12 protein-coding genes are annotated in these 20,160 nt (G+C 47.3%); 3 read left to right on the plus strand and 9 right to left on the minus strand.

Going from position 1 to position 20,160, the window contains the following annotated elements; genetic code table 11:
- The first annotated feature begins 73 nt into the window (after positions 1-73).
- Positions 74-910, plus strand: coding sequence for an alpha/beta fold hydrolase (locus HCN83_RS06915; protein ID WP_168005758.1), 837 nt, complete (start codon positions 74-76; stop codon positions 908-910).
- Here HCN83_RS06915 and menA read toward each other — a convergent pair.
- A complete protein-coding gene (menA, locus tag HCN83_RS06920; RefSeq protein ID WP_168005760.1) occupies positions 888-2,414 on the minus strand; it encodes a 1,4-dihydroxy-2-naphthoate octaprenyltransferase in 1,527 nt (508 codons plus the stop codon). The two genes, HCN83_RS06915 and menA, sit on opposite strands and share 23 nt — an antisense overlap.
- A complete protein-coding gene (locus HCN83_RS06925) occupies positions 2,395-3,486 on the minus strand; it encodes a C45 family autoproteolytic acyltransferase/hydolase (protein ID WP_168005762.1) in 1,092 nt (363 codons plus the stop codon). The genes menA and HCN83_RS06925 overlap by 20 nt, the downstream gene beginning before the upstream one ends.
- A 149-nt stretch (positions 3,487-3,635) precedes the next feature.
- On the opposite strand from HCN83_RS06925, the gene HCN83_RS06930 reads away from it, so the two are divergent.
- Positions 3,636-4,157 (plus strand): hypothetical protein, encoded by a 522-nt coding sequence (locus tag HCN83_RS06930; protein ID WP_168005764.1) that lies wholly within the window; start codon positions 3,636-3,638, stop codon positions 4,155-4,157.
- Positions 4,158-4,787: 630 nt separating this feature from the next.
- Here the strand turns inward: HCN83_RS06930 and HCN83_RS06935 are convergent.
- The 3 genes from HCN83_RS06935 to HCN83_RS06945 all read right to left on the minus strand — a co-directional run bounded on the left by HCN83_RS06935 (position 4,788) and on the right by HCN83_RS06945 (position 6,757).
- Positions 4,788-5,156: a gamma-glutamylcyclotransferase gene (locus HCN83_RS06935; RefSeq protein ID WP_168005766.1), complete on the minus strand. Its 369-nt coding sequence runs from the start codon at positions 5,154-5,156 to the stop codon at positions 4,788-4,790.
- A gap of 3 nt (positions 5,157-5,159) precedes the next feature.
- Positions 5,160-6,044 carry a hypothetical protein gene (locus HCN83_RS06940; RefSeq protein ID WP_168005768.1) on the minus strand — a complete coding sequence of 295 codons (885 nt, stop codon included), beginning with the start codon at positions 6,042-6,044 and terminating at the stop codon, positions 5,160-5,162.
- Between the two features lie 137 nt (positions 6,045-6,181).
- Positions 6,182-6,757 carry a hypothetical protein gene (locus HCN83_RS06945; RefSeq protein ID WP_168005770.1) on the minus strand — a complete coding sequence of 192 codons (576 nt, stop codon included), beginning with the start codon at positions 6,755-6,757 and terminating at the stop codon, positions 6,182-6,184.
- Positions 6,758-6,916: 159 nt separating this feature from the next.
- Between HCN83_RS06945 and HCN83_RS06950 the strand changes: the two genes are divergently transcribed.
- Positions 6,917-8,521: an ABC-F family ATP-binding cassette domain-containing protein gene (locus HCN83_RS06950; RefSeq protein ID WP_168005772.1), complete on the plus strand. Its 1,605-nt coding sequence runs from the start codon at positions 6,917-6,919 to the stop codon at positions 8,519-8,521.
- Between the two features lie 105 nt (positions 8,522-8,626).
- Here the strand turns inward: HCN83_RS06950 and HCN83_RS06955 are convergent, their stop codons facing one another.
- From HCN83_RS06955 to addB, 4 genes are read right to left on the minus strand one after another with little or no spacing between them, the layout of a single operon-like run.
- Positions 8,627-11,833: an AAA family ATPase gene (locus HCN83_RS06955; RefSeq protein ID WP_168005774.1), complete on the minus strand. Its 3,207-nt coding sequence runs from the start codon at positions 11,831-11,833 to the stop codon at positions 8,627-8,629.
- Positions 11,808-12,980, minus strand: a complete 1,173-nt coding sequence (locus HCN83_RS06960; protein WP_168005776.1) for an exonuclease SbcCD subunit D — start codon at positions 12,978-12,980, stop codon at positions 11,808-11,810. The genes HCN83_RS06955 and HCN83_RS06960 overlap by 26 nt, the downstream gene beginning before the upstream one ends.
- Positions 12,981-16,535, minus strand: a complete 3,555-nt coding sequence (gene addA / locus HCN83_RS06965) for a helicase-exonuclease AddAB subunit AddA (protein ID WP_168005778.1) — start codon at positions 16,533-16,535, stop codon at positions 12,981-12,983.
- On the minus strand, positions 16,525-19,968 hold the full coding sequence (gene addB / locus HCN83_RS06970) for a helicase-exonuclease AddAB subunit AddB (RefSeq protein WP_168005780.1): 3,444 nt from the start codon (positions 19,966-19,968) through the stop codon (positions 16,525-16,527). Before addB ends, addA begins: the two co-directional genes overlap by 11 nt.
- Positions 19,969-20,160: the final 192 nt, after the last annotated feature.

Below are 20,160 nucleotides of genomic sequence, written 5' to 3' on the forward strand. Positions count from 1 at the left end.
TAGAAACATTCATTTATATTCACCTTTTCATCGAAAATTAAACATAAACTTTCCATTACGAGGAGCGAAAACAGTGAAAAGGTACTCTATCCGATCTATTGACGGAAGCAGCCTGACTATATATACGATTGAAAGCAATCCGGATCTGCAGGTGATATGGGTTCACGGTATCACGTCAGACATGGATACGATGCAAGCCGGAGCATATGAACTTGGCAGAAGCGGTTTGAAAGCGGAACATCTTTTTCCTGTCATGAGGGGCTATGAGAGCAGCTCCGGACTGATTCACACTCCGGAACGAAACCGCTTAATAGATGATTTAGAGGCAGTTCTGCTCAATGCCCAAGGAAAACGATTGATAATTGCCGGACACAGCATGGGATGCGGCACCATTCTGAGAATGATTGAACAGCGGGGGTGGCCCGGCCAGGTGATGCATATTGTGCTGTTGGCTCCTTTTATTCATCCGGCCCTTCCGGTTTATCAGAAAGGAAACGAAGAGTCAGACGACGGGATGTACCGATTGTATATGAAGCGGGCGGCAGCTGCAGGAATACTGGACCGGACAGGACTTAATCTGCTGAAACGTCTGCCTGTCATTGACATCCCCTCCAGACTAGTTCCATATGATCCATATTCCGATGTTGTGAAAAAGTCCATCAGCTACGAATACATGATGGGTCGTTTTGTTGAAAAACCCGCTTCGATAAAACAATTTCCCTGGAAAAGAATCAGCGTGCTGATAGGCAGCGAGGACGAAATCATTGCTGCGCAAACGCTGCAAACGTTTTTACACAAAGAAGCCGGAGTCCGTGTCTTAACGGCTCCGGCAGAAAACCATAATTCATTGCTTACAAGCTCGTACGTTTCTGAACTTTTTCAGCAGATTACGTTGAAAAAGCCTTTTTAAAGCCTGCCATCACTTTCCGCTGTCGTTCAATATAACGCCAGACCCACAGGACAAATCCTCCTGCGGCTGCGAACAGAATGAGCGTGATGAACGTTCCAATGCTGGGCATGATCAGCGTAATTGCAGCGAGCAGCCCGGTCATCAAGTGAAAAATAGCTGTATGCGCGTTTCCGGGTATCAGGTCCGTTGCACTGCTCTCATAGTATTTGCCGATATATCTGACAGCCTGAATTAAAAACGGCACGGCCAGCAGAACGAAATAAAACGTGAGCGGAACATCAGTTACTAACGGGAGTGCTACTACAGCCCCCACTGCCACGGTAAACAGACCAAAAACGACGTTTTTCGCCTGACGGCGCCCAATACGAACAACAAGAGTGCGTTTATCCGTACGGCTGTCGCTTTCAGCGTCCGGAAACTGGTTAATCAGCAGCACATTCGTTACAAGTGCCGCGACAGGTATAGATAAAAGCCATATTTCGGCTGTAAAAAAGCCGGTTTGTATATAAAAGGTGCCGGCTGTCATTGCCACTCCGTACGTTGTCGCGATAAGGAATTCCGCAATACCCGGCGAAGCATTGATAAATGAAAACCGCCCTTGCCTTCCAGTGTAAAAGAAACCGGCTAAAAGACCGTATGCGATCAGCAGCAATAGCAGTGGGCCGGACACAACTGCTAAACCGATTCCTGCTACCGCGGCGGCTGCAGTAAGCACAATGCCAAAGAAGCCCATATCCTGTTTCTGAATCAAACCGAGCTGAATCATACGCGATCCACCCGTAAACGGACGAAGGGAGCCTGTATTATCCGCATCTCTTTCAGCATCTAAATAGTCGTTAATCATGTTTGTACCAGCCTGTACTGCAAGTGCTGCAAAGAGCGTAAGAATAAATAGCGTCCAGCTGAACATTTCTGCAAGCCCGAAAGCTGCGGCGGCTCCGACAAGAACCGGCACGAGTGATGCAGTTAATGAGAGCGGACGAAGCGCCTCCTTCCAAACGGCAGCGCGGGACCTTAAATCCTGCTTATCGCTCCCGTCAGCTGAATCGTCAGCCATATCCAGCACCGTCGGCTTCTCTCCCTGCAAAATCTCCGGAACAAAGCGATACTTCACCACGGAGGGAACGATTTTAATAAATTCGAGTCTGTCAACTGCATCCTGCTCAACGAAGCTTCCAACAATCGGCGACCGGTGCTGAAGCAATTCAACTGCCCGTTGCCGCTCCTCGTTTGAACGAACAACTTCTGCCCTGCCGATTATCTCGCATTCCTCCATCTCCATGAATGAACTGCCCTGGTGAATGAGCATAGCTGTTTCAGGAATATTACTCCACTGAATGACTTTCGGATCCCCTTTCATACTTGACAGGTAAATATGAAACCGTTCGTCGGAAGCAAAATGCATCATTCTCTGGCGCGGTTTTCCCATATTCGAGGTGCCGACCGATGCTACTTCAGCTTTTTCAAGATAATTCAATATGTCTTCAGCGCTCCGCTGTGCCATGTGGATCACTCCTTTCCGGAAGTTGAACACCTAAATGTTCCATTCCATCTTCAAAATCAATTTGACCCCTTAATTTTCTTACGATAAACCGGCTGCCTTTAAGCCAGTCTGCAAATGAAATCCCAACCGGAACAGCATCTGTTCCGATCCCTACATTTACATTCAGACTGACCGTATCATAAACAGCAGTATGGATTGTACCGGACCAGTTTCCATACTCTTTTTTGGCTATACCGTACTTTGTTTTATTTAACAGGTTAAACGTATCATTAGCTGAATCCGAACCTCTCTTTAACTCAACAAGTCTTTCTAGACGCTGCTCGGATTCTTTTGTCATATGACGATTTTCAGACAGCTTGGACGGCGCCCGAAAATGATTCGTGCAGGCTCCTTCATCGCTTTGAAGTTCAACCGCACCTTTGGCAGAAGCTTCAACCACTGCCGTTCGCCCTGCAGAATCCGCCAGCGAGTAATTAAAGGAGTGCCTGTGCGGCAGCTCTTTAAGCAGCCTGACAGCTTCCGGAACCGAGGCGCATGAATCCAGAATGAGCCTTGCTATCGAGCAGCAAATAAAGCCGTCCTCAGGGGATATTCTGTTCACAAAGTGATAGCCGACTGCGAGCCCTTTTTCATTCATGCCGTCCATCCTGCCAACGATCCTCTGAGCGAACCCTACAGATGCATAGCCGGATGTAGGCTGATACATAATAAATCGTCCGTCATATGTTTTCGGATGATAGTCATAATTTCGCCCGTAAACGCCTCTTCCCATCAGAGCACTGCACCCGCTTTTTATCCACGACTGCTGATAACCTGCATATTCATGAACAATATCTTCAAATCTCCAGCCGAGCCCTTCAGATAAACCTTCAAGCTCTGCCCAGAGATCAGGCGATATTTCTTCAATCCAGGCTTTTGTTTCACGAAAATCAGTCGTATACCGGCGAATCGATTTTTTTCTTCTTCGAACATGCTTGTTATAAAGCACGGTTTGTTTCAAACGGTCTGCCTGCTTTAAGCCAAACTGATAGGCGTCTCCCCGGCCTTCGAGCGCTTCTATGCTGATTTTCATTGCTTCACCTGCTTTCTTCAACGTTCATTATAAAATCAACGTAAAAAAAAGAAAAAGAATTTGACTTGATAATCAGTTAAACGTTTAGTAAAATGCAATATTTGAGTGAACATTAACACGAAAAGTAATTAATGCAGGAGGTACCTCATATGCAATCCGTATTTGAAAAGCAGCCATCTTCAGAAATGCGTGCAGATGAGTGGGCGCATGCCTATGATGAACTTCATACTCAGTTTCTCCGTTTACAGCAAAACCTGGAAACAATTGCACAGCGTTTTGATATTCGCGGTGTTGAACAGACTAAGCACAGCATCATGACGATTGTGTATGAAACTGATGATGGAAAAACGTTTCGTATTATGGCAGATGACTGCCGTTTTCCGCACAGGGGACATTGGGATTTTTCCCTGCACGGATCCTATGAGCAGAATGCTTTATATATAGATGATATTCGTGGTGAAACAGATTACGGATTCGGATCCGTTATGATAAAACATTTGAAGAAAAAAGCCGAAGAAAAAAATATCCCCGAAATTCGCGGAAAGTTAAAAGAGCGGGATTATGATCATCAGGACAGACTCGTTCACTTCTATACGAAGCATTCATTTTCAGTAACGCTTAACGAATCCGGTCGTGAAGGACAAATCAAATGGTCTGCGGATAACTGCTAGTGCCTGCTTAAACACGCTGCGTTTAGTTGTAAATCCGGACAGCCGGCTCGTCTTGCTATAGTCATTAAGAAGTCACTGGTGCAGCCCTCATTAATAAGAGGGCTGCGCTTTTTTTATATTAGGAAGCTTTGTTGTATACTGCAAACATGCCACCTCTTTATTATTTATACCAATGTATAAGAGATGCTCTGATCCATACCGGTTCAGCAGTTCGAAAGCTGACCTCCGGCTGCATAAGAAATCTTCGGTTTCATTCAAAGTATACAGCTAGAATTTATTCAGCTTATAACGCACTCATCCTTACGAATCAGATCTGTTACCCCAAGCTGGGAAGAAACGATATGATCGGAACGAGATCGGAGTGGAACGCTCGGTTTCAGCTTTGAGAAGATCGATTTAACATCTTTCAGCTTAATGCAATAACGTCACGCTTCGTTCTGAAAATAGATTTGTACCATTGCTGCAGCACCTGCTTTCAACAGCAGGTCCGTAATCTGAAACAGCGAGCGGACAACCATTGCCATAATTGTCCGCTCGTAAGATGAGATAAGATATACACATTACACTTCAGTCTGTCTCCTAAAAGTAACTGATCCGGCACGCCGCGCAGAGAGGCATCTGTTTCTGACATTAGCTGCGCGCTTTCCAGTCGCCGCTGTAGATCTTATTTCCAGATTGCACCGGCTTGTTGTAATAATAAACGAGCGCTTTCTGAAGACCGAAGTTTGTTATAACGTCTGTGGTCGTTCGGTAGTACAGATTCCAATTACGGCCGGCCCGGAAACCTTCCAGCTCATCGATCGCCGGCAGCAGCTCCGAAGTGACCTCGTAAAGCTCACCCCAAACGTCTCCATCACCCCTGACAAGTGCCGGATAGCCAAACCCAGTGTCGTACAAATCACCTTTTACTCTTGCCCGGTCAGCTAACCGCCTCGCTTTCGTTAAAAAGAAATGATTGCCCTCTCCTGTCATCAGCGTACCGTAAACAAAAAGCTTCACTTGTTAAGCCTCTTTTAAGAGCCGGATACGTTCTTCCGAAAGTTTTAGCTTCTGCTTTTCTTTTTCCATGAGGTCCGTTTTAAGACGATTGACTGTCGAAGAGACTAAGTCCTGAAGTTCTGCCGGGAGCAGTGATGCATTTGACGGATCCTTCTCCAGAAGCCACATTCTAAGTATCATTTCAAATACGTCTTCATCCTGATCATGAAAAACACTTGGATCTACATCCGCACTATGGTCCGCCAGATTTTCGATTTCATCCCTGAACTGTCTGAGGTGCCGGTCTGCCCGGTGAACTGCCCGCAGCACATTACCAACGTGAATGCCTTTCAAAAAGGAAGGAACTGCTCCCTCCAGATAGTCGGCAGCCGGCGTCCAGTCTGCCTGCTTATCGAATGCTTTCATGACTTCTTCAAGTGAATAGTACGCCTGCTCTCCTGCATCAACAGCTTCTGTAAGGTTTTGAATAGCGCCCATCGTTTTAATTTCTTTTGCGGCAGCCTCATACAACTCATTTGACCAGAACGACTGCTGATCTTCTATAAGTGATTCTTTCATGACTGCAAGCTGTTCTTCTTCTGATTCAACCGTTTCAACCTGCTGCAAATGGTCTTTATACATCGTATATTCAGCCATCAGTTCTTTCTGAAGCTCTCTCAAATGCGCCTCAGTGTAGCGGCTGAAAAGCTGATCGCCGTTCGAGTTCTGATCAGCACTTGAGCCAGCCTCGTAAAGATTGAACGACTCACCTTCAAGCAGTTCCGCCGTTTGCTGGCGAAGCTGGACTTTATGATTTTTCTCATAAAGCAGCAGCGTATGTTTAAGCCATTTATCATAAACTCTTCTCTTCTCAAGTACTTCCATCATTTTTTCGTTTAAGCTTTGCATCTTCTTCACCTGCCTTCAATTTAGTTTACCCGTTAACGAGCTAATCGGGCAACAGCTGCTCCACACCTTCAATCACAGCAACTGCCTGCACCGGGGCTCATGGCCTGATGCAGGCAGTTTTGCTGAGTGTCAGCTGATTATCCTGTAATAGAAGCCTGAGCAGCACCTTGTTTTCGACATGCTTCCACGAGTATCGATGTGGAAATTACTCTCTGGATCAATTGGTCGATTAAGTCTGCGTCAGGTGATTCAAAGGGAATAATTAATTCTTTAGAAAATCCCCATTTTTGCAGAATAACATCTATTCGCTTCTGATTATACTCATTCATGACAGCAGGGTCATACAGACGTTGGAAAGCAAGCGCTGTTCCCCGTTCCGACACCCAGTCTGCCAGTCGGATGCTGAACACATAATCATTCATAAGCGAATTCTCTATGTTTCCTCTGCGAATTTTATTGTATCGAACCTGCAAATACGTTTCTTCAGGTTTTTCACGGCTTTCAGAAGTCTTCCAAATCAAACTCCCTTCGTATGTGAGCTTGTGCCGGTAATAAATTTGGAAGCCACGCTCTTTTTGAAAGAATCCTCCGGAAGCTGATGCTAACGTCTCCGGATCACACAGCATTGCAAATTCATGCCACGAACTGTTTAAGTCCGCGTGGACCATTTGTTCTGTTAAAAAGAGCAGCTGATCTCTCTGTATATAACTCATGCTCTTCATCTTGTTCACTCATTTCTCCTTAAAGTACCCACCATAAAACTATAGCCGAAAAATGTCATTTTAAAACCATGTTTAATTCCCTGTCGTAATTTACACTGGTAGATGGTATAATTCTCATCAGTATGTCTAAGGAAAGAGGATGAAAAAAATATGCTTCAAGCTCAAGATATCAGTCTCCGATTTGGAGATAAAAAATTATTCGAAGATGTCAACATTAAGTTCACAGCAGGAAACTGCTACGGTCTGATCGGTGCTAACGGTGCTGGAAAATCCACGTTTCTAAAAGTGCTGTCCGGTGAGATCGATTCCCAGTCCGGTCACGTTTCCATGCCTAAAGATGCCCGGTTGGCTGTATTAAAGCAGGACCACTATGCATACGAAGACGATCAGGTTCTGGAAGTCGTTATGATGGGCTATGAACAGCTCTACAGCGTACGCAAAGAGAAAGACGAAATCTACATGAAGCCTGATTTCTCGGATGAAGACGGCATGCGCGCTGCCGAACTTGAAGGCGAGTTTGCTGAAATGAACGGATATGAGGCGGAATCCGATGCCGCCGTTCTGCTTCAGGGCCTCGGCATATCTGAAGAAAAGCATTATGTCACGATGAACTCCCTGAGCGAGGGTGACAAAGTAAAAGTTCTGCTGGCACAGGCTTTGTTCGGCAGTCCGGAGGTTCTCCTTCTTGACGAGCCAACAAACGGTCTCGACGTAGAAGCAGTCCAGTGGCTGGAAGAATTTCTGATTAACTTTGAAAACACGGTTATTGTTGTTTCACACGACCGGTATTTCTTAAATAACGTCTGCACGCATATTGCCGATCTGGATTTCAGTAAAATTCAAATCTATGTAGGCAACTACGATTTCTGGTATGAATCCAGCCAGCTCGCATTGAAAATGGCTCAGGAACGCAACAAAAAGAAAGAAGAAAAAATTAACGATTTGAAAAACTTTGTGGCACGCTTCAGTGCAAATGCCTCAAAATCCAAGCAGGCGACTTCACGTAAAAAACTGCTTGATAAAATTGAATTGGAAGACATCCGGCCGTCTTCCCGTAAGTATCCTTATATTGCATTTAAACCGGAGCGTGAAATCGGAAACGATCTATTGACTGTTGAAAACCTCTCCAAGACAATCGACGGTGTAACGTACCTGAAAAATGTTTCATTCACACTTAATCCTGGAGATAAGGTTGCGCTTGCCGGACCTAATGAACAGGCTAAAACCGTGTTAATGCAAATCATAACCGGTGAAATAGAACCGGATGAAGGCTCGTATAAATGGGGCATTACGACAAGCCAGTCTTATTTTCCAAAAGACAACAGCAGCTACTTCACAGGAAAAGAATCCGATTTGATCGACTGGCTCCGCCAATACTCGCCTGAAGATCAGTCTGAGCAGTTCGTAAGGGGCTTTCTCGGGCGCATGCTGTTCTCTGGAGAAGAAGCGAAGAAAAGCCCGGCTGTTCTTTCCGGTGGCGAAAAAGTCCGCTGTATGCTTTCCAAAATGATGCTCTCCGGTGCAAACGTGCTGGTGCTTGATGAGCCGACAAACCATTTGGATTTAGAGTCCATTACAGCATTAAACAATGGTCTTGTTGAATTTAAAGGATCTATGATTTTTGCAAGCCACGACTTCCAATTTAACCAGTCCCTTGCTAACCGCATCATTGAATTGAAAGATGACGGTGTGTATGACAAAGAAATCACCTATGAAGAATATGTGGAAGAACGACTTAAAGCTAAGACCGTCTAACCAGTTTAGCCGGCTCCAAAATTGGAGCCGGCTTTTGTATGTTCTGCTGAATCATTTGTACCTGTCTGGCAGCTTTTTACGCTTCCCGTAGAGCCTAGTCTGCCGTTATGTGTCCAATACAAGCTTCGTTCCGGTTTCGCCCGGTACTGCCGGGATCACTCGCAGCCTTTTCTGAAGCCGTTCCTGCAGCTCCGGTACGTGGGAAATAACGCCTACCGAGCCCGCTTCAAGCTCAAGCTTTTCCAATGCCTCCATAACAGTTTCTAACAGGCCGCTGTCCAGTGTGCCAAATCCTTCATCAAGAAAAAAGAATTCTAGCGGGTAGCGCCCTTTCAGCTGAATGGATTTCGAGAGCGCAAGTGCCAGTGCCAGGGAAGTCAGAAATGTTTCCCCTCCTGATAAACTGGAAACCGGCCGGCGAATCCCTCCGCTGCTGTCATCTCTGATCAAAAAGCCGCCGCTCTGATCCACTTCAATTGCATATCTGCTCCGCGTCAGCTTTTTCAGAACATCCGTCGCTTCACGGCAGACATGATAGAGATGTTCTTCTGCCAGGAATTCAACAAACTGCTTGCCCCTGAGCACCTGCTCCAGCTGCTGATGAAGTTCTGCTTCGTGCCGGAGACGCTTTTCTTCTTTCACCACCTCTGCATAACGCTCAAATCGTTTTGCTCTGTCTTCATACAACTGATACGCTCTTCCTTCAGCATGTTCTGCATAACGCAGATCCGACCTTAACGCTGTTTTTCTTTCCTCTGCAAGCATCCAAGCATCTTTTGTAACCGGGGTGCCAATTTCTTTTTGGAGACTGCTTACCCGGTCTGCCATCAGCTTCATCTTTTCTTCGAACTGCTGCACAGCCTCGGCTTGTTCTTCTACTGCAGAAGGCTCTGCATAAGCAAGCAATACATCCTCAGGCGCCCTCTCCCCTGCATGATCCCTCCATGCTTGTTCAGCTCTTCTGATTCTTTCTTCTGAAGCTGTTTTACGCTCTAAAGCGCTGTGGTACGCAAGCCTTTTCTCTTCAGCTTCTTCAGCTGCTGAGGTGATTTCTTCGTCAAGCTTTTCCAGTTTGCTTCTGTACTTAATTAACGCCTGTTTTTCCTGCAGCAATTTATCCTGAAGTGGTTCATCGCCTGCCACAGCCTTTATCCGGTCTTTGCAGACAGCTATACGCTCATGAAGATCTCTTTCTTTGTCACGAAGCTGATGGATTTTCGTCGATGACGCTGTTTTCTTTTCGGAGATCTGCCATCTTTTTGTTTGCAGACTGGAGATAATATCATAGCTTTTTCGAATACGCTCAGCCGTATAATCCCGCTTCTCTTTTAATTCAGAAAGCGTCTGGTATTCCTCTGCGACAGTGTCCAGGCTGTATTCGCGGAAGTTTTGCCGCCACTTCTTCTGCTTCATTTGAAATTCATCGCGAGCTGACGAATAAGCTGCTTGAGCCTCTTTTACAGATTGATCTTCAGCTTGAAGACGCTGGATCAAATCGCGATATGCCTGGGAAACGTTCTGATGCTCCTTCATTTGCTGCTGCCAGACAGAAATTAATCTCTGCCAGGCCTGCATTTTTTCTTCAATGTGGGAAAGATCCGGTTCTTCTTCCTGGTATTTCGTTTCCGGGAGTAAGACGGGGGAACTCTCGATTCTTACTTCTATATCAGAGCGGATTTTCAAGAGCTTCTGCATCGGAAAATCTTCTGTTTGTCGTGAAGACGTTTTGTTTGAGGCTGCAAGAGACGAATGTCCGCATATAGGACATGGACTTCCTCGTTCCACGAGCTCCCGGTGAGTTGTGATCCATTGTTTTTCCTGACTGCTCACAAAGTGTGTATGAATATGATGAACGATCTCAGAAACCTTATTGTAGGCGGCCATCAGCTGACTCCCGGTTAATTTCAGCTGGTTCTGAGCTGCGAGCTGGTTTGATTCCTGATCTGTTGCAGCTGCGGCTGTCAGAGAGCGCCTCTTTTCTGATTCCTCCAGCGTTTGTGCTTTTTCATTTGCTTTTTTTTCCAGCTGTCTGACTGACTCAGCCTCTTCACAGGCAGCTCTCAACTCAGCTAAAGGCTTAAGCTGTTCATCGTATACTTGTACGTCACGTTCGAGCTGTTCCTGAAGCTGTTTGGCCTGCCGAAACTTTACATCTGCAGCCTGAAGTTCCTTTTCCTCTTTCTGCTCGAGCTTAAGACCGGCTTCGAGCTCATCGTTTATCTCTCGGAGCTGTTTCTCGTGCTGTGATTTCTCGAGGTCTGTATTCTGCAGAGCTTCAAGTTTTAAAATGACTGTCTCTTTTTCTCTTTTCAGCTGCTCAAGCTCTTTTTTCTTTTGCTCTGCGTGCGTAATCAGCTCGATCCGTTTTCTTTCCGCTTCCTGTAAACCGATCTCAGCTTGTTTGTAAAATTCCTCGATGCTCTGTTGTGCTTGATTCGCTTCTGTCCACTCATCAGCAAAGGGCTTTAAACGTGATGCAAGCCGGGCACGCTCCAACCAGTCTTTCTTCTCCTGCATCTCATCTTCTTTTTGTTGCAGCAGATTCAGCTCATGTTTTGCTTCATCAAGTTTATGCTGTTTGTTCCATCGATCAGCCAGTTTTCCTGCGAGCTCATCTGCTTTCTTATGGAGCCTCGTCAGCAGATTTTTCTCATCTTCGGCTTCACGCAGAGCGCCGGCTGCTTCTTCTACTGCATGCTCATCGGCCGCCCCAAGTCCGTCCTTTTCACTTTCCAGCTGTTTTAATGATGCATCGATTTGTTTTCTGGAAGCAGAAACTTTACGATTCAATTCGTCTCCGTATCTTTCAAGCTGAAACAATCGCTGCAGCATTTTCCTGCGGTCTTGCCCCTTTAAAGATAAAAACTCTGCAAATTTCCCCTGAGGAAGCACGACAGCTCTAGTGAAATCCTCTGAGGAGAGACCAAGCAGCTCTCCAACTGCCTCGTTCACGTCTTTCGCCTTTTCCGCTTCTACCAGAGAATTGCACATAAAACGGGCGGACGTCTGTCTGACAGCACCGTCCTTATCTTTTTTCAAATTTCGTTCTACTGCGTAAGCATCGTTTCCGAGCATAAAATCAAATCGAACGTATATCTCTTTTTCATGCTGATTCATGATGCCATCAAACTTCTGCGCACGCTCCACCTTTGCATATAATGCAAGGGTTAAGGCATCCAGTATACTGGATTTTCCGCTTCCGGTCGGGCCGAATATTCCAAATACTCCGCTGCCTGCGAGCGCCTCAAAATCAACGTACTGTTCAGCACGAAAGCTGTGTAAGCCTTTAATCGTCAGTTTGAGCGGCCTCATGATCGTCCACCTCCACCATTTGCAAAAACAGCTCTTTGAGTTCAGAAGACGGCTCCGCACCACCGAGTTGTTTTTTATAAAATTCTGTAAATAGATCCTCTATTGGACGTTCTCGCCGCCTGATGTCCACGTCCCGTTCTCTGTCGGGGAAAATCGGAATGATGGATAAGAGGCCATCATACGCTTTCTTCATATGATGAACGGTTTCAGCTGACAGCGGCTGATCCGTATGTACTTCAATTTCCAGCCAGGCACCAGCGTCTCGCTTTTCATCCATCCATTGAAGCACCTGCTGCGCGCCAGCTTCCGCCCTCCATCTGACGAGCGGCCTGCCGCAGGAGAGCGGTACCGTTTTGACCTGTGGAGATGCCTCATCTCCGAGCGTCACAATTGACACAGATTTGATATCGGCTCTTTCTGAAAAGCTAAAGCCCATTGGAGAACCGGAATAATAGGAGGGGGCCGGCGCCGTCTTGACCGCCTGGCTCCGGTGCAAATGTCCCAATGCGTGATAATCCACAGCTGGGAGGCTCGTGCCTTTAACCGTGTAAGCTCCGCCCAGTTGAATCGGACGTTCGGAATCCGTCTCCGCTCCTCCTGCTGCGAATAAATGAGAAACTCCGATAATCGGAGCCCGGGGATCAAGCTGACGCAGCTGAGCTTGGTACAGTTCGCTTACAGCCTTATCGTATTGCTCCCGCAAATCAAATTCGTTCAGCTCTTCAGATAGTCTGCGCTTCAACCTCGCTTCTGACGGGTAAGGCATCATTACCGCCTGCAGCACTCCTTTATCTGTCTGAACAGTCACAGGTTCTTTGCCAGGAAAAGCACGTGTGTGAACGTTCAGTCGTTTCATCACCGAGCTCGTCGCCTCCAGCCGGTCCGGACTGTCGTGATTTCCTGCTGCTACGATGATCGGCCGGCGCCCTCCCTCGCTCAGTATCTCCATTCCATCATAATAAAGCATTTCGCCTTTCGCAGGAGGATTAACGGAATCGAATACATCACCGGCCATAACTACCGCATCAATCGCTTCGTCTCGGCAAATCTGCTGGATTTCTTCCATCATCGCTTCGTGCTCGTTGATTCGGTCCCGCCCCTCAATGGAACGGCCGATATGCCAATCTGCTGTATGCAGGATACGCATTTATTTGTCCTCCAGACGTATACGTTCTCCGGTACGCATCGCAATAATTACGGCTTCCGTGCGATTGAGTCCCCACGCTTCTTCCAGTGCTTGTTGGTACATCTTTAATTGAAAACGGTACCGCTCCCTTAAGCTTTCAGCATCATGCGCACGATCGGTTTTATAATCGAGGATAACCCACTCGCCATTTTCGTTTTGATACACACAATCTATAATCCCCTGGATAAACAAATTTTCCTCAGGTCCGGTCCAATCCGGATAAAAGGTGGATGCCGGGATGCTAATATTAAACGGGAGCTCGCGATAAACGTGTTTAGCCTTTTTTAATGACAAGCCAGTATCACTATTGAAAAAACGTTCGATCCACTCAGGCGGCACTGCATCAGCCTCTGCTTTGGTCAGTTTCTCCTCCTGCACGAGCCTTTCTATTTCCCGCTTAATACTGTCTTTGTCAAAATCAGCGTAGTGAATAAACTGCATGACGGTGTGCACCGCCGTACCGGTATCCGCACCGGACCGTTTTTCAGCTGAAGCAAACGACGGCTTTTCAACAAGCTCCTGGACGTCACCCGTTATACGACGCGCGTACGGATCCGGCTCCTGCATCCGCTTCAGCTCCGTAACGGAATGCTTTACCGGAGTGCGAACAGCTGCAGTATGACTGTACTGCCACTCTAATAGATCCTGTATTGCTTTTTCCGGCTCTGCAAACGGCTCCAGTTTTCGTACGTACTGAAGAAGCTTCTTTCGTTCCTCGTCTCCATTCTCCGTCTCTGGTGCTGGCAGGGTCTGAACACTTTCTACAGAAATGATCCAGCGAGTACCGGACTCTGCTTCATGAAGCGGCGCTTCCGGTGCAAACTGCGTTAAATTATCGCGATACGTCATCAAAACAGGGACGAGCCAATCCGCTGGTGAGCCGCTTCTAAGCAAGGAAGCCTCTGAGACTCTGCTCCCTTCCACGCTCATCTTCCAGGCATCTACTGCTTTTTCTGTATCGTTCACGCTCAACGTGCAGATAAGCTTTTGTTCTGCTCTTGTCATGGAGACATAGAGAACACGCATTTCTTCTGCCAGCTGCTCCCGCCTTAGCTTTTCACGCATAACGTAGTAAAAAAGAGTTGGATACGATGTCCGTCTTTCCGGGTCGATCAGTCTTACAGCCAGTCCCATTTCTTTATGTTTTAAATAAGCCTGATTTAAATCCTGAAAATTGAATCCTTTATTTAAACCAGCCAGAATAACAACTGGAAATTCAAGTCCTTTGCTTTTATGCACGGTCATTAAGCGGACAACATCCTCTGATTCACCAGCTGCCCCCGCCTTGCCTAAATCTTCTCCTCTTTCTTTCATCCGTTCGATAAAGCGCAGAAAACGGAACAGCCCTCGGAAGGAAGTCGCTTCATACTGAACGGCTCTGTCATAAAGAGCTGTCAGATTAGCCCGGCGCTGTCTGCCTCCGGGAAGCCCCCCGCAGTATTCTAAATAGCCCGTATCATTGTAGAGCTGCCAAATAAACGAGGCAAGGCTTTTTTCTACAGCATCGCTGCGCCAGTTTTTCAGTTCAGTTATAAAGCTGGCTGCCCGGCTGTCCGTATATCTACCTGCGTATATTTTCAAGGCCGTAAAGAAAGAGCCTTCCGGATAACAGCCGCGGATAAGAGCCAGCTCCTCTTCGTCCAGACCGCCGATCGGAGAACGTAAAACTGATGCCAGCGGTATATCCTGGTAAGGATTATCAATAATTTGCAGCAAACTCAGCATAACCCGAATTTCCACTGCATCAAAATAGCCGGTAGACAGATCTGCATAGAGCGGAACGTTATAAAGACTAAATTCTTCGACGTAGGTTTCAGCCCAGGGCATCGATCGCATCAGCACAGCTATATCGCTGTACCGGATCGGGCGCTGAACGCCTAATTCTTTATCTGCAATCATGAAGCCGCTGTCGATCATACGGCGTATTTTCACCGCTGCAGCCCTCGCTTCTAATCTCGCAGCTTCCGCGTCCTCTTCATCCCCATCGCCTTCTCGGCTGCACATCACGAGCTCAGGCTCCATCTGATCCAGATTCAGCTGATCCGCTGACCCTTGCCTTAAAAAAGACCGTTCGTCATAATCAAGCTCTCCGAGACGCTCACTCATTAATTTTCGAAACAAATCATTCACCGCTCCCAGGATTTCATGCCTGCTGCGGAAGTTTGCTGCAAGGTCAATCCGAGTTCCGGCACCTTCCTTTTCGTACCGGTGGAACTTACTCAAGAAAAGACCAGGTTCTGCAAGACGGAAACGATAGATGGACTGTTTGACATCACCGACCATAAACATCGAGTCCGCACTGGCAATTCGCAGCAGCAGTTCCTCCTGAACGAAATTCGTGTCCTGATACTCGTCAACCAGAACTTCCTTAAATCGTCTTTGATAAGAGCGGACCGCATCGGTTTCTTCACCGAACAGCTTCAGGCAGTAGTGCTCCAAATCATGAAAATCAAGAACATTGACTGAGCGCTTTCTCGCTTCATAGCGCTCTGCAAAGCTTTCTGTATACTCAGCCAGCAGCTCAAGCAGCGGCCCTGCAGCCGCCATGTCATCGAGTACGAATTCTGTTTCCTCTTTTAAAAACTGTTCATAAATCTTCTTCCATTCATCTTTTACCGTGTCACGGCCGGATTTCACAACGTTTTGTTTGTCAGCATCTAGAAGCTCTTTATCTGCTTTTTTTACCGCCGGCAGCCGCTTAAACGAAGGGCTTGCAAGAAGTCTCATGCTCTCCCGGTCCGCTGCTGCAAGAATCCGGTCAATCGCCGCAGCCTCTTCCTCCAATACCGGCAGATACGCTCGCGGACCGTCTTCATCCCGGCAAAGGACCATCATACGTTCATACAATCCGTGCAGCGACTGGAAGCGGTCTTTTACAAACTGCCGGGCGTCATCAAGCCATTCAGGATTGCCAGAGTCAGACCGATAGACGTCGACCATATTCGTAAGCCACTGCTCCGGATACGGATTAGCACGGGAGAAATGATACAAATCCAAGATCAGCCGCTTTAACGCTTCATCGTCTTTGTCACCGGTGAAATAGTCTACGAGCCTGTAGAATCGGTCATCGTCCCGGTATGCATCTTCAAACAGTTCCTCCATCACCTCATCTTCTGTCAGCTGCGCTTCCGTTTGATCTAAAAGCCGAAACCGCGGATCGACGCCAGCCTCATAGTAGTAAGTCTGCAAAACGCTTTTACAAAAGGCATGCAGCGTAGAAATACTGGCTCTCGGAAGCAGGTTCAGCTGCCTTCGCAAAAGAGGTGAATTCGGCCGTTTTTTTAACTCATTTTCCAGTCCTTTGCTGATCCGCTGGCGCATTTCTGCAGCTGCGGCATTCGTAAAAGTCACGACGAGAATATCAGTGATTTCAAGCTCTCCGTTTACGAGCTGCTGAATAATCCGCTCAACGAGAACGGCTGTCTTTCCGCTGCCTGCAGCTGCTGCTACGAGAATAGGTCCTTCCCGTTGGTCGATCGCCTGCTGCTGAGAAGCAGTCCATTTTTTAGCTGTCATGGCTATTGTCTCCTTCCTCTTTCATCAGCTCAATAATGTCGTCCTGCTTTTTTTCCGAAAGGACTCTGTAGCTGTTGCCGGGAAGCGATTGATCAAATTGGCAGAATGAACGGTAGGCACAATACGTACACGGTACTTCCTTCTTTTTCCGGTAAGGCTTCAGTGATGTATCGCCATCCATGATCTTTTCAGCATAGCGCTTCATGCTGCCTCGGATATAATCGCGGAGCAGCTCGAAATGCTCAGCGGCAATCGTTTTCGACCTTGCCCCCTGGGAGCCGTCTTTTTTTACATACAGCGGCGCAATATCAGATGCCCCCTCTTGAAGGGTATGGTCATGAGCATCCACTGCTCCTTCTTCAGCAGACAGGAGTCCCTTCATTTTAAACGCTTTTAACAGCTCTTTTTCGATCTGCTCCAGCGTCATTTTATGATCGCTTCTAAGCATCGGGTTGTGGACATGGAAGTACAGGACGCCGGCCGGATCAGCTTCCACGTTGAGCCAGTTAACTGCAAAGCTGGTGACCACGTCCAGGTAGACGAGCATTTGCAGAGCAAGACCGTAATAGACATCCTCCAGCTTAATGTCTTTATCGCTCGATTTATAATCAATGACACGGAGGTAAGTGCCCTTATCCGTATCAGCTCTGTCGACCCGGTCAATCCTCCCGGAGACTTCTACCAGCGCTCCGGAATCAAGTGTAATCATCAAAGGCGGCAGCTCTTTACCTGAACCAAAGCCGACTTCCGAGCCTGCCGGAATAAAGTGAGACCGTTTCGACTGTTCATTGAGCATCACCGCCGCTTGAGCCACGACACCTTTTAGTTTATGAAGAATATAGGCATACCTTTCCGAACTGCGCAATATGTCCCTTTGAATGGCGGGGGCCAGTTTTTCTACGGTCTGCTCCGCCTGATGAACAATTTCTTCCTGACTAAGGTTCTCTGGATCTTTTGAGCGCTGTTGCAACTGTTCGGATACTTCTTTCAGCGCATCGTGAAATAGCATGCCAATATCCGGTGCTTCCAGTTTATAGCGCGCACGTTCACGGAGCTTTAAGCCGTAGCGTGCATACTGAGAAAACGGACAAGCGTTAAATTGTTCGAATCTGGAAACGCTCGCTTTTAATTTTTGCCCGTACAGAGCAGCAGCTGCCCCCTGAGAGAGGCTGACAGGCTTGTTTTCATGATGCAGACTCCCAAGCAGCATCTCAAAACGTGCATCATTCTGGTGCTGAGCCAGCCAGTTATAGGCTGACCACCAGACCGGATCAAGTGAATACCCTTCTTTATAACGCTGCAGCTGCAGCGCCAGCAGTCCTGCGGTCCGATCTGGTGTCGTAATGAAGGTTTCAGCCGGACTGCTCTCATCCTCTGGAACGGTCCCCTTTACATAGTGAGGGGCTGCAGGTACTCTCTCTTTCAGCTGATCGATGAACAAAGATGGCTGAAGCCTTTTACCTGCGTCATCTGCAATCGCATACGCACAGTATAATTTTTCTGATGGCTGGGCAACAGCTCGGTAAAAAAGAAAATTTTCATGCAGGAGCTGTGAATTAACGCCGGGAGCTAACTCGACCCCTGATTGTTCCAGCAGTTCACGTTCTTCTTCCTGAAAGAAGGAATGCTCTTCCAGCTTCTTTGGAAAGATATTCTCATTAACGCCAATCACAAATAATACATCGACTTGCGGCACTCTGGAAATCTCTGCATCCCCGATCAGCACCTGATCAAATGCCGGAGGAATGATCGAATAGGTTAATGCATCAAGAGCAGTTTCCATCGTTTCTCTAAATACGTGCAGCTCTGTCTTTCGGCCATCTCCAACTGCATGCAGATCGTCCAGCAGCCTGACGATCTCCCGCCAAATCTGCTGATGCTCCTCGGCCTGTTCCGGCTTGCCTTCTGCTGTTCGTGAATGATGCCATGCAGCTAGTCTGTCGGGCACATTTAATACAGTGAGTAATTGATAGACTGCCTCGACGAAATCCGAAAGCGACTCAGCTTGAAGCATGTCTTCTTCAAAAACGGTCATCTGCTGCAGCGCTATTTGCCGGATATCTTCCATCGTACGCTCAGGAGTCCCCTCTGCCGTTTCAACAGGATCATCCCAACTGACAGCTTCCCGCCAGCGCCAGCTTTTGATCCCTCTAGCCAGCAAGTAATTCTCAAACTGATCGATTTCTGAGCGCGTCACGTCCTCCGGAAAAAACAGTCCGGTTTTGACCATTCGAAAAAAACTTTCATAAGGCCAGTTAAATTCGATAGTCTCCAGCGCAGATTTGATCAGTTCAGAAAGCGGATGTTCCTTGGCAGGCCGCTTCCGATCAAGGAAGTAAGGGATGTGTTCCTGCTGAAAAGCTGTTTCCAGAACGGGACCGTAGAGCTCAAGATCCCTCGTGATAAGGGCTATATCTTTATACCGTTTTCCTGCTTTAACCAGCCGGGCTATTTGACGGGCACTTGCTTCGCATTCCGCTCTGCGGCTTACCGCTTCCCAGATTTCTATACCATCAGCATCTTCCGCTGTTTTCGGAGGATAGCGAAAGACAGATGCTTCAAGATGCTGAAGAGCAGGCTTCCCGGAACGCCTTCCCCCGGAGGCAAATTCGATCGAAAACGAAACTCCTTCCTCTTCAGCAGCTGCCTTTAATTTATGTACGAGCTGATGTGATCTGAAAAACAAATCAAGAGGATCCGGTTCTTCCCAGTTGCTCTCATCAGCAACAATAGCACTGCGTACGTCAGTCTGGGCAACAATCGCGGTGAACAGTTCCAACTCTACCGGCGTCAACTCATGAAAGCCATCGGCAAATACATGCCAGTTTTCTGCTGTTTTCCTGTTTTGGAGTTTTTCTGCTGCAAGTCTCAGCAAGTCTTCCGACTCAATAAATCGCCCTTCCAGCTGTTCTTCCGTCTTCCGCTGGATTAACGTGAAATCATGCAGCTTGGCCATCAGTTTTTCTTCAAGAGCTGATCGTTCCGGTTTTTGAATAAGCTTTGAGGACAGCGTTTCCAGACTGGAGCATGTGATTGAATACCGCCTGCATTCCGTCATCATTTCTTCTACTTGATCAATAAAACCGGAAGCTTCATAGGATGTCCGGAACAGCTTCAGCTGTTCGCCTGACTCAGCTGCATTCGACTTCAGCAGACCATGAATGCCTGCTTTGCTCAGCTGCGGATGAATCATGCCGCCTTCAAGTTCAAGAATATGATAAGCCAGCCGTGTAAAGCTGAATACGCGTACACGCGTCAGTGCTCTTCCTGCACGTTTCAGCAGTTCGCGCTCCATCTGAAATGTCATTTGTTCAGGTACGAGCAGGATGATCGGAGGGCCTGCTGGATCCCTTTTAATGCAGCTGACCAGATGCTGCAGTAACCTTTCCGTTTTACCGGTTCCCGATCGTCCGCCGATGACTGTAAGTGCCATTTGACAGCCTCCTTTTACCATATACAAGCATATGTTCGTACATATAGTTTAGCACAACTCTTCATTCATGTGCGACTGAGTAAACGAACGTTTTCTTTTTAAATTCGCTGACCAACCTCCCTTTCAGAATGGCAGCGGGCACCAAAAAACCGGCAAAATATTTCATGCCGGCTTTTTACGTTAAGTTTTATG

The sequence above is a fragment of the Alkalicoccus luteus genome (assembly GCF_012034335.1).
In the GTDB taxonomy this organism is placed as follows: domain Bacteria; phylum Bacillota; class Bacilli; order Bacillales; family Salisediminibacteriaceae; genus Alkalicoccus; species Alkalicoccus luteus_A.

What these genes read in the sequence shown, in the direction of transcription:
- HCN83_RS06925 (WP_168005762.1), bottom strand. Translation starts at nt 3,486, where the DNA reads ATGAAAATCAGCATAGAAGCGCTCGAAGGCCGGGGAGACGCCTATCAG.
- addA (WP_168005778.1), bottom strand. Translation starts at nt 16,535, where the DNA reads ATGACAGCTAAAAAATGGACTGCTTCTCAGCAGCAGGCGATCGACCAA.
- addB (WP_168005780.1), bottom strand. Translation starts at nt 19,968, where the DNA reads ATGGCACTTACAGTCATCGGCGGACGATCGGGAACCGGTAAAACGGAA.
- HCN83_RS06930 (WP_168005764.1), top strand. Translation starts at nt 3,636, where the DNA reads ATGCAATCCGTATTTGAAAAGCAGCCATCTTCAGAAATGCGTGCAGAT.
- HCN83_RS06950 (WP_168005772.1), top strand. Translation starts at nt 6,917, where the DNA reads ATGCTTCAAGCTCAAGATATCAGTCTCCGATTTGGAGATAAAAAATTA.
- HCN83_RS06945 (WP_168005770.1), bottom strand. Translation starts at nt 6,757, where the DNA reads ATGAGTTATATACAGAGAGATCAGCTGCTCTTTTTAACAGAACAAATG.
- HCN83_RS06940 (WP_168005768.1), bottom strand. Translation starts at nt 6,044, where the DNA reads ATGCAAAGCTTAAACGAAAAAATGATGGAAGTACTTGAGAAGAGAAGA.
- HCN83_RS06960 (WP_168005776.1), bottom strand. Translation starts at nt 12,980, where the DNA reads ATGCGTATCCTGCATACAGCAGATTGGCATATCGGCCGTTCCATTGAG.
- HCN83_RS06955 (WP_168005774.1), bottom strand. Translation starts at nt 11,833, where the DNA reads ATGAGGCCGCTCAAACTGACGATTAAAGGCTTACACAGCTTTCGTGCT.
- menA (WP_168005760.1), bottom strand. Translation starts at nt 2,414, where the DNA reads ATGGCACAGCGGAGCGCTGAAGACATATTGAATTATCTTGAAAAAGCT.